Genomic DNA, 14,139 nt, shown 5'->3' with positions numbered 1-14,139 from the left:
AATTTTTTGAGGGGAGCGAATAAATTATGGGGACTTTTCTAATAACAGGTGCGACAAGTGGGATTGGGCGCGCCGTAGCATTGCGGTTAACCGAACATGGCCATCGTGTCATCGGGATTGGTCGTGACGAGACGAGAGGGGCTTCTCTCGAATCAGATTCGAACGGATTGGCTACGTTCATCCGATGTGATCTCCATTCAACCGAAGACATCGACCATCTCTTTGTTCACCTAAAAGAGCAAGGTGTGACATTACATGGTCTCTTCAACAATGCAGCAACGTTCGGCAGACCCGGTACACCGGAGCGTCTAACGCACGATGCTTACACTGAAGTGTTTGACGTCAACCTCTATGCATTGAATACGGTGACGCAACGAGCCATTCCTTTGTTTGACCAAGGAGCCAGCGTCGTCAACAATGCCGCGATCGTCGGACACGTCAAGTTTCCACCTATGCTCGCCCATTATGCCGCCTCCAAGGCCGCAGTGGTCGCCTTAACGAAAACGTTCGCCCATCGGATGAAAGGGAAAGTCCGATTCAACGCTGTCTGTTTCGGTCCAGTCGATACGCCGCTTAGTCATAAACTATATGGAGGAGAAGCAAAGTTTAAAGAGGCGATGTCTCATCATTTCCGGGGACATGCTGCCTCGCCTGAAGAAATAGCTCCGGTCGTCGAGTTTTTATTAACCGACGCCTCATCGTATATTAACGGTCAAGCCATCACGGTCGACGGCGGCTATACCCTCTCTTGAAAAGAGACCACCTCTTCTTTTGAAAAGGTGGTCTCCTGTCATGTCGCCATCTTTTTCGCGCGACCGATTTTATTACGTAAATAATTCTGTTCTTTTGTATGAAGACTCTCCCAATCGATCACATCTTCAAAGTAATCAATCATCTCCTCAAACGTCGAATCTAACGTCTCATGCGCCTGAAGACGCGCCATTCGAATCGCCTCAAATACGGAACCCATCACAAAGATATCTTTACTGGCGTAAGTCTGCATCGGCGATAATGATTCAAAAAGAATCGTCTCAAGCGTTTTGCGCTTCACATGCCAATCGGACTTCCCGTTCGAATATAGAAAATCACCATCCGGCAGTTCACAGAGCTCTCGTAAAATGTCTCCGATATAGTGAATCGCATGGATCGCGGTATTCGGGTCATTAATTCCTGGAGAAATACCACGCAGCGCAATCTCACTTAATTTTTCAATCGCAAATGATGGATCTTGCATCGAAGAACGGACTTCTCCAATCTCAAACAAGTCGATGTCCGGCGCGTCCTCACCTTTCCAGAATCCGAGTAAATCACCTTTAGCGACGAAATCTCCAACGGCAACGATGGACTCGAAGTCCGTTTCATGATCTCCTTGCTTCTCTCTTAAAAATAAGCGAACATAACCCGTTTGCGGTGCCCGTAACGCTTGACCCTCAAAGGAATGAACAGAACGTGGTAGTACGAGATTTACATCATCTGACTCGATTGCATCTTTTTGCTCACTAATCACCGATAACGCTTCCTTATGCAGCGCAGATAACAAACGTTCTGCCTGAATCGATACACTGATGGTTTGAATGAACTTCACGAACGCCCAAATTGAACCAATCACCAAGAGCACACTGATCCCTGACGATAAAACGACACCTTCATCTGCCGTACGGACGAGGAATAAGTTTGAAATCCCATACACGGTCGTCATGATGAAAAGACCAAGCGTATGCTTAGCCGATGAGTTCGTCAAAAAGTTATTGATTGTCCGAGGAGAAAACTGAGAGGAATATGTCGTCAACACGACGAGGATTGTGGAAAAGCTGAACGTCATCATCGTCATGAGACTCGTAAACGTCGAAGATAATACAGACGCCGCAGAGTCTAGGTCTAAATAAATAAAGTCCGGCAATAAATCTCGGAAAAACTCACCGAACACCTGGGTTAATGCCGTTAACACGATTCCTCCCATTCCGTATAGAAACGGGACAAACCATGCACTATCGTCTAGTAGTAGTCGAATTCGTCTCACCATACCAACACCTCTTTGCCATTGATTTGAAAAAAATCGCCTGTCCGTTTGAACAGGCGATGTACCATTAGAAGTAGTGACGTACTTTTGCAAACACGTCGCCATCGAGAATGACTTTACCATACTCTTCAAGCATCGGTTGCGTCTGTGTACTGAATGTTAAATATTCCGCTAAAAGACTGAGTGCATTCTCTTCGTCTTCTGGCTCCATTTCATCAGGGAAATCAATCCACAAGTAGTAGCGGTCTTGATAATGATATAGTTTCAAATCAAGATCACTGAACGTGTCACCTGCACGCTTACTCAGTGAAATGATTGCCTCAAAATCATTCGTTTCCATCGCAAGTGGCGCCCAAGCATCTGCCTCAGCTTCGAGTTCATCCAACTCACTCAATTGGTCAAGTACCGATTGTTGATCCCGTGCTTCATCAATCGCAGAGCGAAGAAGCGAACCGAGTTCAGAATCATCTTCCGTGTCCATCACATTTTTAGCGATTGTCACGGTCACTTCTAGACCTTTTTCAAAAGCTTGGACCTGAATCCACAGTGGACCATCAAACGAGATGTCTTCACGTTCGTGAGCCTCGTCCATCATTTGCCAGAACAGCTGCTCGCCTCGTTCTCGGTTGTACCATATTTCATCACGTGCGAAACCACGTTTCTCGATATCCACATATGTGATGAAAAATTTAACGGTATTGTCATTGATGCGCTCAATTTTCACGATTGTCCACTCCCTTCTCACCTCACTCCCAATTCACATAAGGAGGAGAGGGGAAATTATCTTTTTATAGTTGTACCCTTTTTGACATCGTTCAATCTAGATGACGGGTTATAACTTTATTTTATAGGAAATAATCAATAATAAAAAGCACACTGCTTAAACAGTATGCTTTCATTCATTCACAAGTCGTTGTGCTTCCTGTAATTGGAAAGTTCGAACTTTCCGTGGTAGGAATCGACGAATCTCATCTTCGTTGTATCCGACCTGCAATCGTTTTTCATCAATCAAAATCGGACGACGTAGTAAGCCTGGATATTCTTGAATCAAATCATACAGCTGTTGAAGCGATAACGCATCAACGGATACGTCGATTTTAGAGAAGACTTTTGAACGGGTTGAAATAATTTCATCTGTTCCATCTTCCGTCATACGTAAAATTTGTTTAATCTCATTAAGCGAGAGCGGTTCTGAAAATATGTTTCGTTCTGTAAACGGGATATCGTGTTCTTCGAGCCAAGCCCGTGCCTTACGGCAAGATGTACAGCTTGGAGACGTATAAAGTGTGACCATTTTTCTTCCTCCCTGATCGAGTATGCGTCCATCTTTTTAAGTGACTCTATTTGTATACCCAAATTCGCATCCACTTAATTATAATAATTCTTAATTATTAAAACTTCAATGATATTCTTTATCATTCAGATAAGAAAAGAGGGCGCATTCGTTGAATGCGACCTTGAATGACCCATCTCAAGATGCCGGGATTCGAGACACTGGTTGAGACACCGTCTCTTTCCCTGGCTTGACTTGTAAGTCTTTCAACTTCTTCTTCAAAACTTCTTTCAAAAGTCGTTTTTTCTCTCGTAGAACTTTGTCACGTTCTTTCATGGCCTCTCACCCCCGTACAGCGTAAGCAACCGACCGAGCATTACCGATTCTGAAAATCTTGAACTTGCACTAATCTACAATTAAATTATAGCACATTTGTTTGTGAAATGTGAATCATTCTTGCGAGTTCATCGTTTCTTTACATAGGTATCATTTGCATTACATTTAAAAAACCTGTATAGTTTATAGAAATAACCTTTTTCTATATAAGGAGGAGAGCGATGATGAGAATCACACTAGAAACGATTATGGGACATCCGGTTACCCAAAAATATTTGACTCGATCAGGCTTAAAGCATGCGGTTGATGTATGCGAACGCGCTCTCGAAATGGCAACGAAACGTGGTCTCGATACGGATTTGGCGACGAAAGCTGCGCTTCTTCATGATATCGGTCACTATGAGTGGTATACAGAAGGCAAATGGAATTATGATTTATATCGCCAGAACGACATTCATGCGATTAAAGGTGCGGAACGGGCACACAAGTTATTGATTCGTCTCGGGGAAGACCCTGCCCGTGCCAAAGAAATCTCTGTCATGATTCTTCTACACACCGACTCTTATTTACCACCGAGTCGAATTCAACGAACACCGCTCCAACAACTCGTCCATGACGCGGATACGTTCGTGGAGCAACCAGGTGGTCTTCACCACTATGAGACAATGGAAATCGAGGATGCGTTGGCTCGCGTCCGTCAAATCGACGCCATCGTGGAACGCCTTGCGAACTTGCCACGTATTTCAAACGGATAATCAATCACCTAGTTCGTTAGGTGATTTTTTTGTGCAAAAAAACCTGATTTCGCGAAGAAATCAGGTTTTTATATTAAACGAGTTGTGCTTTGTATGCTTCGTACTCTTCATCCGTGAGCGAGACATAGTGTCCAGGCTCGACTTCGCGAAGTGGTGGGATACTTGAATCTTCATCCGAACGTCCAACTGGACCTTTTGATGTTGACTCGTATACGATCCGTTTACGTGTACGCTCATGCTCCGGGTCCGGAAGCGGAATCGCTGACAAGAGCGATTTCGTGTATGCATGAATCGGGTTCTCATAAAGACGATCTGCTGTCGCAAGCTCTACGAGGTGACCTTGATACATAACACCGATACGGTCAGAGATGTATTTAACCATCGACAAATCGTGGGCGATGAACAAATACGTCAAGTCGCGATCGCGTTGCAATTCTTTCATCAAGTTGACGACCTGCGCTTGAATCGATACATCAAGTGCAGAAATCGGCTCATCGGCGATGATGAAGTCCGGTTCAACCGCAAGGGCACGGGCAATCCCGATACGCTGACGTTGACCACCCGAGAATTCGTGTGGATAACGGCTCGCGTGCTCTTTCGTCAAACCAACCGTTTCAAGAAGGTCATAGACGCGGTTCATACGATCTTCTTTCGTCTTCGCAAGACCGTGAATATCAATCCCTTCTGCGATGATATCCGCAACCGTCATACGCGGGTTAAGCGATGCGTATGGGTCTTGGAAAATCATTTGCATGGCACGGTTGAATTTCAACTTGTCTGCTTTTGATTTTTTACCGTGGACGTTTTCGCCTTTGAACACAACGTCACCATCTGTCGCGTCATAAAGACCGATAATTGTACGTCCTGTCGTAGACTTCCCACAACCAGACTCACCTACGAGTCCGAGCACTTCACCTTTGAAAATATCAAACGAGATTCCGTCTACCGCTTTGACGACGCGGCCACGGCCAATTTTAAAGTGCTGCTTCAGGTTTTTTACTTCGAGTAGCTTCTCGCGTTCCATTATTCAGCACCACCTTTCGTAAACGATTTAGCGAACGCACTGTCCGGACGATACTTGAGAGCGAGTTCACGAATCGCACGTGGCGGGTTGACCGCTGGTGCTTGTGGGTGTAATAACCAACTTGAAGCAAAGTGTGTATCACTTACCTGGAACATCGGTGGCTCTTTCTCAAAATCAATCTTCATCGCGTATGGGTTACGCGGTGCGAACGCATCCCCTTTCGGAGGATCGAGCAAGTTTGGAGGCGTACCTGGGATTGCAGGTAACGCTTCGTTCCGGTCATCTGTCGGACGCGGCATCGAACCAAGAAGTCCCCATGTGTACGGGTGACGTGGCTCGTAGAAGATTTCATCAACCGTTCCTTTTTCAACGAGACGACCTGCATACATAACAGCGACACGGTCAGCCATGTTCGCAACAACGCCAAGGTCGTGCGTGATGAAGATAATCGCTGTGCCCGTTTTTTGTTGAATATCTTTTAATAGTTCAAGAATTTGAGCTTGAATCGTAACATCAAGTGCCGTTGTCGGTTCATCGGCAATCAACACTTTCGGATTACATGCGAGCGCGATCGCAATAACGATACGCTGACGCATCCCACCAGAGAGTTGGTGTGGATATTGTTTCAAGCGTGCTTCTGGGTTTGGAATCCCTACAAGTGTCAACAATTCGAGTGTACGTTTCTTTGCATCCTCACCTGTTAACCCTTGGTGCTGTTTCAACCCTTCTGCGATTTGTTTATAAATCGTCATGGTCGGGTTGAGTGATGTCATTGGGTCTTGGAAAATCATTGCGATATCGCGACCACGAATTTTAAGCATTTCTTTTTCCGAAAGTTTCGCCAAGTCTTTTCCTTCGAACATGATTTCTCCGTTCGTGATTTCACCTGGAGGGTTCGGAATGAGACGCATGATTGCCTTCGAAGTGACGGATTTACCTGAACCCGATTCTCCTACGATGGCGAGCGTCTCGCCTTTTTTCAAATCAAACGATACGCCACGAACGGCTTGAACCGTTCCTGCATATGTGTGGAACGAGACCTCTAAGTCTCGGACTGATAAAATCGTTTCCATGCACGAGTCCCCCTCTTTCTTTTTTATTTACGCATTTTCGGATCGAACGCATCACGCAAGCCATCGGCAAGCAAGTTGAAGCTGACCATGAGCAAGACGATGATGACAGACGGGATAATAAGAAGGAACGGGAATGTCCGTAGTTCTTTGTATCCATCGTTAATCAACGTACCAAGTGATGCTTGTGGCGGTTGAAGCCCGATCCCGATAAAGCTGAGGAATGCCTCGAAGAAGATGGCAGATGGAATCGTGAACATGAGCGTGATGATAATCGCACCCAATGTGTTTGGAATCAAGTGTTTGAAAATCAAACGACTACTAGATGCTCCAAGTGTACGAGCTGCCAAGACAAATTCTTGGTTTTTGAGTTTCAAAATCTGACCTCGAACAAGTCGACTCATCCCAATCCATCCTGTGATGGCCATGGCAAGGATGATGGTGAAGACACCTGGGTCAAAGATCAAGATGAACAAGATGATCAAGATCAAGTTAGGTACACCAGTCAAAATCTCAACAATACGTTGCATGATGTTATCCGTACGCCCACCGAAGTAAGCTGAGACACCACCGTATGCGACACCAATCAATGTATCAATGATAGCCGCAACGAAACCGATGAAGAGGGAAATACGTGTCCCTTCCCAAATACGTGACCAAAGATCACGACCGAGGTAGTCGGTACCGAACCAGAAGTTCTCTTCTACGTTCTTTTGTTCGTAGAAGTCGATATCGCGTCCACCGAGTGTCGCCATTCCATCGAAGCCAGCCCATTCAAGTCCTGTGACTTTTGGTGGAAGTTTAGCTTGTGAAATGTTTTGTTCATAAGCATCGCGAGCCGATAACATCGGTCCAAACAACGCAAGTGCGACGAGAATCAAAATAATCGACAGCGAGATGATGGCCGCTTTGTTTTTCTTTAGGCGCATCCATGCATCTTGCCAGAAGTTTAAACTTTTCCCAGCGATTCGTTCACCAAGCTGTTCATTCATCTCAACAGGTGTGAACATGTCTTGGTCGAACTGTTCGTAATTCTTTTTGTTTTCAATCATCAGTTATTCCCCCCAAGACGAATACGTGGGTCAACAACCCCATAGAGCAAGTCGACAAGCAAAATGATAATAATGAACAATCCTGAGAAGAACAATGTCGTTCCCATGATGACTGAGTAGTCATTCAATGTGATTGACGTGACGAATAATTCTCCTAGGCCTGGTACCGCGAAGATTTTCTCAATAACGAACGTACCCGTTAAGAGTCCAGCTGTCATCGGTCCAAGAATCGTGATTGCAGGAATCATCGCATTACGAACCATGTGTTTCCATACGATGGCGTTACCCGTCAATCCTTTCGCTTTCGCGAGGGTGACGTAGTCTTGTCCGGTAACCTCTAACATCTCCGTTCGGACGAAACGGGCAATCGCTGCCGTGACACCGAGCGATAATGAGATTGTTGGTAATATTGTATGAGCTGGAGTTTCCCAGAATGCGACCGGAAGCAATTGCAATTTAACTCCAACATAGTACTGAAGGAGGGCTGCAAAAACGAACGATGGGACAGAAATCCCGATTACCGATACGAACATTGAACCATAGTCAATGACCGTATTGTGACGAATCGCCGCAACAACACCTAACAATACACCTACAAGAGTTCCAAGAACTAATGCCTGGAGCCCTAATTGTGCCGAAGGCCCGATTCGTTCCATAATCAACTCAGTTACTGGACGGTTAGCCGTACGGAATGAAACGCCAAGATCTCCTTGGAGCATGTTTCCAATGTACGTTGCATAGCGGACCGGAAGCGGATCGTTGAGTCCGTAGCGGTCATTCAATAATTGAATTTGTGATTCTGTCAGTTTTTCCTGGTTTTGATACGGCGAACCTGGGAGCAGGTCCATCAGGAAGAACGTGAACGTGGCAATCAAGAAGAACGTGATGAGGCCGTAAGTCAGCCGTTGTAGGATATAACGTCCCATGAATAAAAACCCCCTGTTTTTTCTAATTCTTTCTACTACTTGCACCAACAGCTTCACTATGACATATGACCTATTTTTCAAATTCACAAAATGAAAGGAATATTCTGAAAGAATAGCGTATACGTCATCTCAAGGCTCTTAGCACAGCGGCTGAAAACAAAGAATATTCTTTTCAGAGATTATTCTGAATTTTCACTGTTACTACATTATACTTTACCAACAAAACATTTGAACAGTATTTTCTCTTACTTCGAAAGATTTTTTTAGAAAATCGGGGACATGCGGATCGCATGCCCCCTCATCCCATTACTTAATATCAACGTATTTGTACTGGTAATCAGCACCGAACAATTGACGGTTAAAGTTTTCGATGTTTGGACGAATCAAGTATGCCACACCTGCTTGATAAATCGGCATGATCGCTTGGTCTTGTTCAATCAAGAGAGCTTCAGCTTCTTTGAACAAGTCATAACGTGCATCGATGTTTGTTTCAGCAGACGCTTCGTCAATCAACTGGTCATACTCAGATGACGAGTAGTTGATATCGTTTTGTCCATTGTCTGATGTGAAGATACCAAGGTTCGTAAGTGGATCTTGGTAGTCAGGTCCCCAAAGTGCGAATGACATTTGGTAGTCACCGTTTGCTTCACGCTCAAGTTTGTTGTTGAAAGGTTGTTGAGCAATCTCAACCGTTACGTTCGGCAAGTTCGACTCGATTTGACCTTTCATGTATTCAGAGATTTGTTTAGATACTTCGCTATCGAACGAGAGAAGTTCAATTGTTGTCGCTTCTCCGCCTGTAGCTTCTTCCCAAAGTGAAGCCGCTTCGTCAGCGTTTGTTTGGAAGTACTCAACACCTTCCGTGTAATCCGTACCGTCTTCATATTTGATGAAGTCTTTCGGAATGAATGATGTTGTTGCAATTGAACCGTTGTTCAAGAGTTGGTCGATGATTCCAGTTGGGTCGACCGCACGTGCGATTGCTTTACGTGCATTTACATCAGAGAAGATTTCATCTTCGTGGTTGAATTTGAAATATCCGATGGCAGAACGAAGACCTGTGTTGTAATCTTCATCTTCTTGGAACGCAGCAACTTGTTCTGATGCGAGACCAGCATAATCGACATCGCCAGCTTCATACAAGTTTACGACTGTAGAAGTTTCTTTAACAACTTTCACATCAACTGAATCGAGAGCAACGTTTTCTGCATCCCAATACGATTCGTTTTTCGTTAAGACATAACCTTGTTCACGATCCCACTCCGACCAAGTGAATGGTCCGTTGTAGAGAAGGTTTTCAGGATTCGTTGAGAAATCTTCGCCTTTTTCTGTTGCGAATGCTTCATTGATCGGTGTGAATGTACCGAATGAAGTAAGTGAGAGGAATGATGGGTCTGGACGCTCGAGTGTGACTTCGAGTGTTTTCTCATCGATTGCTTTAACGCCAAGCTCTTCTTTCGGCGTATCACCTGTGTTGATCGCTTCAGCGTTTTTAATTGTGTTCATGATATATGCATACTGTGAACCTGTTGCAGGATCGACAGCACGTTGCCATGCATACACGAAGTCGTTCGCTGTGACTGGCTCTCCGTTTGACCATTCTGCATCACGAAGTGTGAATGTGTAAACAGTCTCATCTTCGTTTACTTCTGGTTCGCCTTCAGCGAGAGCTGGTACGGCATTTCCGTCTTTATCAAGACGGTAAAGACCTTCCATTGTGTTGGCGATCAAGTTGAATGCGACCGCGTCTGTAGCAAGAGCCGGATCGGCTGTTGTGATATCTGACGTATCCGTCAAGCGAAGAACTTTTTCTCCGTTTGATGAAGAACCGCCGCCATCAGAGTCTCCGCCTGTCGAACAAGCCGCGAGTACTGAACCGAGTGCCAAGATGATCGTCATCATGAGCAAAATCGATTTTTTCTTCATTGCGATTTCCCCTTTCGTTTTGAAAAGCTAGCCGTTCGTCGAATAAACATCTTACTTTTTCTTTAATTTTCTGAATATTTCATAAAGTATTCGACGAAAGAACGTTAGGGCTATTGTAAGAAATTTTTAATCAAACTGTCAACTACAGAATAAAACGCTGTCATATAACGCAACTTTCTTACTCGCTTTCTCCCCCGCCTTCCTAGTATCATAGAAGAAACGTGGAATGGTGTCCCCATTCCTTTGACTGCTTGAAAGGAGATTACATCATTGAAAAAGTTTCGAAATATATTGATTGTTTGGGGGATTGTCACAATTCTCTACACCGTTTGGTCCATTTTTTCTTATTTCCGAACCGAGTCTGTTCTTTTTCATTTAAGCGGAGGCCTCTTCGTTTCCGGTATTCTCACGTTTGCGATCGGGATGTTTTCCCATATGAGTGCGACTGGATTGTTTGATGGCATCATGTACGGTTTCAAGCGAAGTCGGCGTGCCAAGTTAAAGGAAATTGATGCAGATTATGAAGAGGATGAAGAAGAAGATCCTGAAGATCGACAACTCCGTAAACAATCGGCTTGGAACTGGGTATTTGTTGGTGTCGGGAGTATCGCACTCTCGTTCCTCGTCGCTTTGATTTAATCTTTTCGAGAGCGTGATCCTATGCTAAACTAAATGCAGAATAAGAACACAATGAAGAAGACAAGTAATTCAAATCCCCTTTTCCTCAGAGAGTCTACGGTGCTGCGAGTAGATGAAAAGACTTGAATGAATGGACTTTGGAGTGGCTCGCTTGAACGTAAGTATGGCGAGACGGATCACGCCCGTTACCGCGTTCAAGTGGCATATGATATGCAAATTTGGGTGGCACCGCGGTTATTCGTCCCGATTTATTCGGACGGACGACTGCGGTTTTTTTTATATTCTTCGGAGGTGTATACACATGGCAACGATTTTTTCAGGAATCAAACCGACCGGCGTCGTGACGCTCGGCAACTACTTAGGCGCGATGAAACAATTTGTCGATCTTCAAGACGACAACAATGCGTATTATTGTATCGTCGATTTGCATTCAATTACCGTACAACTCGACCGCGTCGAGTTAATGAACAACACGCGAAAACTAGCTGCACTCTATCTCGCTTCAGGCCTCGACCCTGAAAAAGCGACAATCTTCGTTCAATCTGAAGTGAAAGCACACGCTCAACTCGGATGGATGTTAACATGCATCGCGGGAATGGGCGAGCTCGGTCGTATGACGCAATATAAAGATAAATCACAAGGAAACGAGAATGTCGGAGCAGGGTTATTTGTGTATCCAACCCTCATGGCATCTGACATTTTGTTATACAATACAGAACTAGTCCCTGTCGGAGATGATCAAAAACAACATATCGAATTGACCCGTGATTTGGCGGAGCGTTTCAATAAACGTTATTACGAGACGTTCACAATGCCGGAACCATTGATCCAAAAAGAAGGCGCACGGATTATGTCCCTCACGAATCCGGTGAAGAAAATGTCGAAATCGGATACAAACGCAAAAGGATACATTTCGATGCTCGATGAGCCAAATGTCATCCGTAAGAAAATCAAGAGCGCCGTGACTGATTCAAGTGGTGTCATCTCCTTTGACCGAGAGAACAAACCAGGAATCTCAAACTTGTTAGAAATTTATTCGTTATCGACGGGTACATCAATCGATGACCTCGTCAAGCAATATGAGAACTCAAATTACGGTACATTTAAACAAGATGTGGCAGAAGCGGTCGTTGCTTTGCTCGAACCGATTCAAGCACGTTATCACGAACTGATCGATTCTCCAGAACTTGATGAAATTCTCGATGCGGGTCGTGCCAAGGCGGAAGCCGTCGCAAACAAAAACCTCGCGAAGATCGAAAAAGCGATGGGACTCAGTCGCAAACGTGCGAAAGTTAAAAAATAACTCATCCTTGACAGAACTCTCCATGTGAGAGTTCTTTTTTGTATAAAAAATGATACATAAAAAAGAGAGACAGGCGTCCCTGTCTCTCTTGTAAGCGTGTAATGAAATTATTCTTTACCTTCGATTGAAGCCCACTTGTAAGAGTAGTCTGCACCAAATGCGTGCTCAACGATATCTTTAACATATGGCTTCGTGAGGCGAGCCGATCCACGTTGGTAAACTGGCGAGATCGCGTTCTCTTCAAGAACGATTTTCTCTGCAGCTTGAAGGTCAGCCCAACGCTGTTCAGCATCTGTGCTTGACTTCGCAGATTCAATCAACTTGTCAAACTCGTCGTTCGACCACTTACCACGGTTGTATGGTCCGTCTGTGACGAAGAGGTCAACGAACGTCATTGGATCTTGATAGTCAGGGCCCCAACCAGCGAATGTGAATTGGAACTCTCCTTTGTTCTCAAGGTCAAGTTTGTTGTTGAACGGTTGTTGCTTGATTGAAACGCTCATACCTGGAAGGTTCTTCTCAAGTTCACCTTTGATGAACTCACCGATTTGCTTCGCAGACTCTGAGTCATAGTTGAGGAGTTCAAGCTCAACTGTATCCGTTCCAAGCTCAGAAAGACCTTCTTCCCAAAGTTTTTGAGCTTCTTCAACGTTGTATCCGCCGATGTCGCCGTTCGCTTCACGGAAGTCTTTACCGTCAGGACCTGTTACGAAGTCTTTCGGTACGAGGTAGTTTGCAGGGACTGAACCGTTTGCAAGAAGTGTTTCAGAGATTGCAGCTTTATCGTATGCGCGATCAATCGCGTTACGGATTTTTTGGTTGTCAAGCGCTTCCACAGCAGTGTTGAACTGGAGGTAGAAGAGTGTTGGCTCAACGACAGTTGAGAAGTCTTCGCTATCTTGATACTGAGCAACGAGCTCAGAAGTCAAGCCTGTGCGGTCAACGTCACCGTTTTCATACAAGTTGACACCTGTTGAAACTTCTTTAACGACTTTAACGTTGATTTCTTCAAGTTTAACTGTGTCCGCATCCCAATAGTCTTCGTTCTTGACCATTTTCCAGCCTTGCTCGCGCTCCCAGCTGTCGAGTTTGAACGGTCCGTTGTAGAGAGTTGTCTCTGCAGATGTACCGAAGTTTTCGCCTTGCTCTGTGTCGAATGACTCAAGTTTTGGCATGAACACGCCGAAGCTTGTCAATCCGAGGAAGTAATCAGCTGGTGCTGTCAATTTAACTTCAAGCGTTTGATCGTCGATTGCTTTAACGCCTACTGAATCGCGCTCGCCTTCGCCAGTGTTGTACGCGTCTGCGCCTTCGATGACTGACATAACGTATGCATATTGTGAAGCGTTATCTGGGTTGAGTACTTCTTTCCAAGCGTATTCGAAGTCGTTCGCTGTGACAGGCTCCCCGTTTGACCAAGTCGCACCTTCACGGATTTTGAACGTGTACGTCTTCCCGTCTTCAGAAACTTCGTGAGATTCAGCCATACCTGGAGTTGGCTCATCGTTCTCGTCCATGCGGTAAAGACCTTCGTTAACGTTGTTCAATACGTTGAACGAAACAGCGTCCGTTGCGAGTGTTGGGTTAAGTGAAGGAATGTCTGAGCTATCGAGCAAGTTGAGGACTTGCGCTTCACCAGATGACCCTTCATTTGATGATCCTTGTGAAGAATCTGTTTCATCCCCTGTCGAACATGCAGCTAGGAAAGCACTTGAAAGAAGTGTAACCGAAGATGCTAAAGCAAAACCTTTTTTCTTATTCATTGCGATGACCCCCTGATTTTTTCGTTTTAACGAAGTGAATGATGGTAGAAAA

The 14,139-nt window shown here is 44.9% G+C and carries 14 protein-coding genes and 1 other annotated feature; of the genes, 4 read left to right on the top strand and 10 right to left on the bottom strand.

Annotated elements, in window-relative coordinates:
• The first annotated feature begins 26 nt into the window (after positions 1 to 26).
• Positions 27 to 752: an SDR family NAD(P)-dependent oxidoreductase gene (locus KNO91_RS01585; RefSeq protein WP_214794251.1), complete on the top strand. Its 726-nt coding sequence runs from the start codon at positions 27 to 29 to the stop codon at positions 750 to 752.
• A gap of 38 nt (positions 753 to 790) precedes the next feature.
• On the opposite strand, the gene KNO91_RS01580 is transcribed toward KNO91_RS01585, so the two are convergent.
• The 4 genes from KNO91_RS01580 to KNO91_RS01565 all read right to left on the bottom strand — a co-directional run bounded on the left by KNO91_RS01580 (position 791) and on the right by KNO91_RS01565 (position 3,629).
• Positions 791 to 2,023, bottom strand: coding sequence for a DUF2254 domain-containing protein (locus KNO91_RS01580; RefSeq protein ID WP_214815787.1), 1,233 nt, complete (start codon positions 2,021 to 2,023; stop codon positions 791 to 793).
• A 64-nt stretch (positions 2,024 to 2,087) separates the two neighbouring features.
• Entirely contained in the window at positions 2,088 to 2,744 is a 657-nt protein-coding gene (gene mecA, locus KNO91_RS01575) for an adaptor protein MecA (RefSeq protein ID WP_214794255.1), read from the bottom strand.
• 171 nt (positions 2,745 to 2,915) lie between these two features.
• The gene (spxA, locus tag KNO91_RS01570; RefSeq protein WP_015881217.1) at positions 2,916 to 3,314 is read right to left on the bottom strand and encodes a transcriptional regulator SpxA; all 399 of its coding nucleotides are present in this window, start codon (positions 3,312 to 3,314) and stop codon (positions 2,916 to 2,918) included.
• A gap of 177 nt (positions 3,315 to 3,491) precedes the next feature.
• The gene (locus tag KNO91_RS01565; RefSeq protein WP_015881216.1) at positions 3,492 to 3,629 is read right to left on the bottom strand and encodes a hypothetical protein; all 138 of its coding nucleotides are present in this window, start codon (positions 3,627 to 3,629) and stop codon (positions 3,492 to 3,494) included.
• A 221-nt stretch (positions 3,630 to 3,850) separates the two neighbouring features.
• On the opposite strand from KNO91_RS01565, the gene KNO91_RS01560 reads away from it, so the two are divergent.
• Positions 3,851 to 4,384 carry an HD domain-containing protein gene (locus KNO91_RS01560; RefSeq protein ID WP_214794257.1) on the top strand — a complete coding sequence of 178 codons (534 nt, stop codon included), beginning with the start codon at positions 3,851 to 3,853 and terminating at the stop codon, positions 4,382 to 4,384.
• Between the two features lie 73 nt (positions 4,385 to 4,457).
• On the opposite strand, the gene KNO91_RS01555 is transcribed toward KNO91_RS01560, so the two are convergent.
• From KNO91_RS01555 to KNO91_RS01535, 5 genes are all read right to left on the bottom strand, one after another.
• Entirely contained in the window at positions 4,458 to 5,408 is a 951-nt protein-coding gene (locus KNO91_RS01555) for an ABC transporter ATP-binding protein (RefSeq protein WP_074035095.1), read from the bottom strand.
• On the bottom strand, positions 5,408 to 6,481 hold the full coding sequence (locus KNO91_RS01550; RefSeq protein WP_015881213.1) for an ABC transporter ATP-binding protein: 1,074 nt from the start codon (positions 6,479 to 6,481) through the stop codon (positions 5,408 to 5,410). The genes KNO91_RS01555 and KNO91_RS01550 overlap by 1 nt, the downstream gene beginning before the upstream one ends.
• Before the next feature lie 23 nt (positions 6,482 to 6,504).
• Positions 6,505 to 7,530 carry an oligopeptide ABC transporter permease gene (opp3C, locus tag KNO91_RS01545; RefSeq protein ID WP_371816623.1) on the bottom strand — a complete coding sequence of 342 codons (1,026 nt, stop codon included), beginning with the start codon at positions 7,528 to 7,530 and terminating at the stop codon, positions 6,505 to 6,507.
• Positions 7,530 to 8,456, bottom strand: coding sequence for an oligopeptide ABC transporter permease (gene opp3b, locus KNO91_RS01540; protein WP_214785236.1), 927 nt, complete (start codon positions 8,454 to 8,456; stop codon positions 7,530 to 7,532). The genes opp3C and opp3b overlap by 1 nt, the downstream gene beginning before the upstream one ends.
• Positions 8,457 to 8,762: 306 nt before the next feature.
• Complete coding sequence (locus tag KNO91_RS01535) at positions 8,763 to 10,382, bottom strand: peptide ABC transporter substrate-binding protein (protein WP_214789212.1); 1,620 nt, start codon at positions 10,380 to 10,382, stop codon at positions 8,763 to 8,765.
• Positions 10,383 to 10,652: 270 nt separating this feature from the next.
• On the opposite strand from KNO91_RS01535, the gene KNO91_RS15370 reads away from it, so the two are divergent.
• Together KNO91_RS15370 and trpS are read left to right on the top strand one after the other, a co-directional pair.
• Entirely contained in the window at positions 10,653 to 11,021 is a 369-nt protein-coding gene (locus KNO91_RS15370; protein ID WP_214794259.1) for a DUF3899 domain-containing protein, read from the top strand.
• A 42-nt stretch (positions 11,022 to 11,063) separates the two neighbouring features.
• Positions 11,064 to 11,270, top strand: a binding site (T-box leader).
• A 52-nt stretch (positions 11,271 to 11,322) separates the two neighbouring features.
• The gene (gene trpS, locus KNO91_RS01525; protein ID WP_214815784.1) at positions 11,323 to 12,324 is read left to right on the top strand and encodes a tryptophan--tRNA ligase; all 1,002 of its coding nucleotides are present in this window, start codon (positions 11,323 to 11,325) and stop codon (positions 12,322 to 12,324) included.
• Positions 12,325 to 12,431: 107 nt separating this feature from the next.
• On the opposite strand, the gene KNO91_RS01520 is transcribed toward trpS, so the two are convergent.
• Entirely contained in the window at positions 12,432 to 14,087 is a 1,656-nt protein-coding gene (locus KNO91_RS01520) for a peptide ABC transporter substrate-binding protein (protein ID WP_214815781.1), read from the bottom strand.
• Positions 14,088 to 14,139: the final 52 nt, after the last annotated feature.

The organism is Exiguobacterium sp. s59 (assembly GCF_018617475.1).
Lineage (GTDB): Bacteria > Bacillota > Bacilli > Exiguobacteriales > Exiguobacteriaceae > Exiguobacterium > Exiguobacterium aestuarii.
Note: the sequence above shows the minus strand (reverse complement) of the source record. Positions and strands in the feature narration are given on the sequence as shown.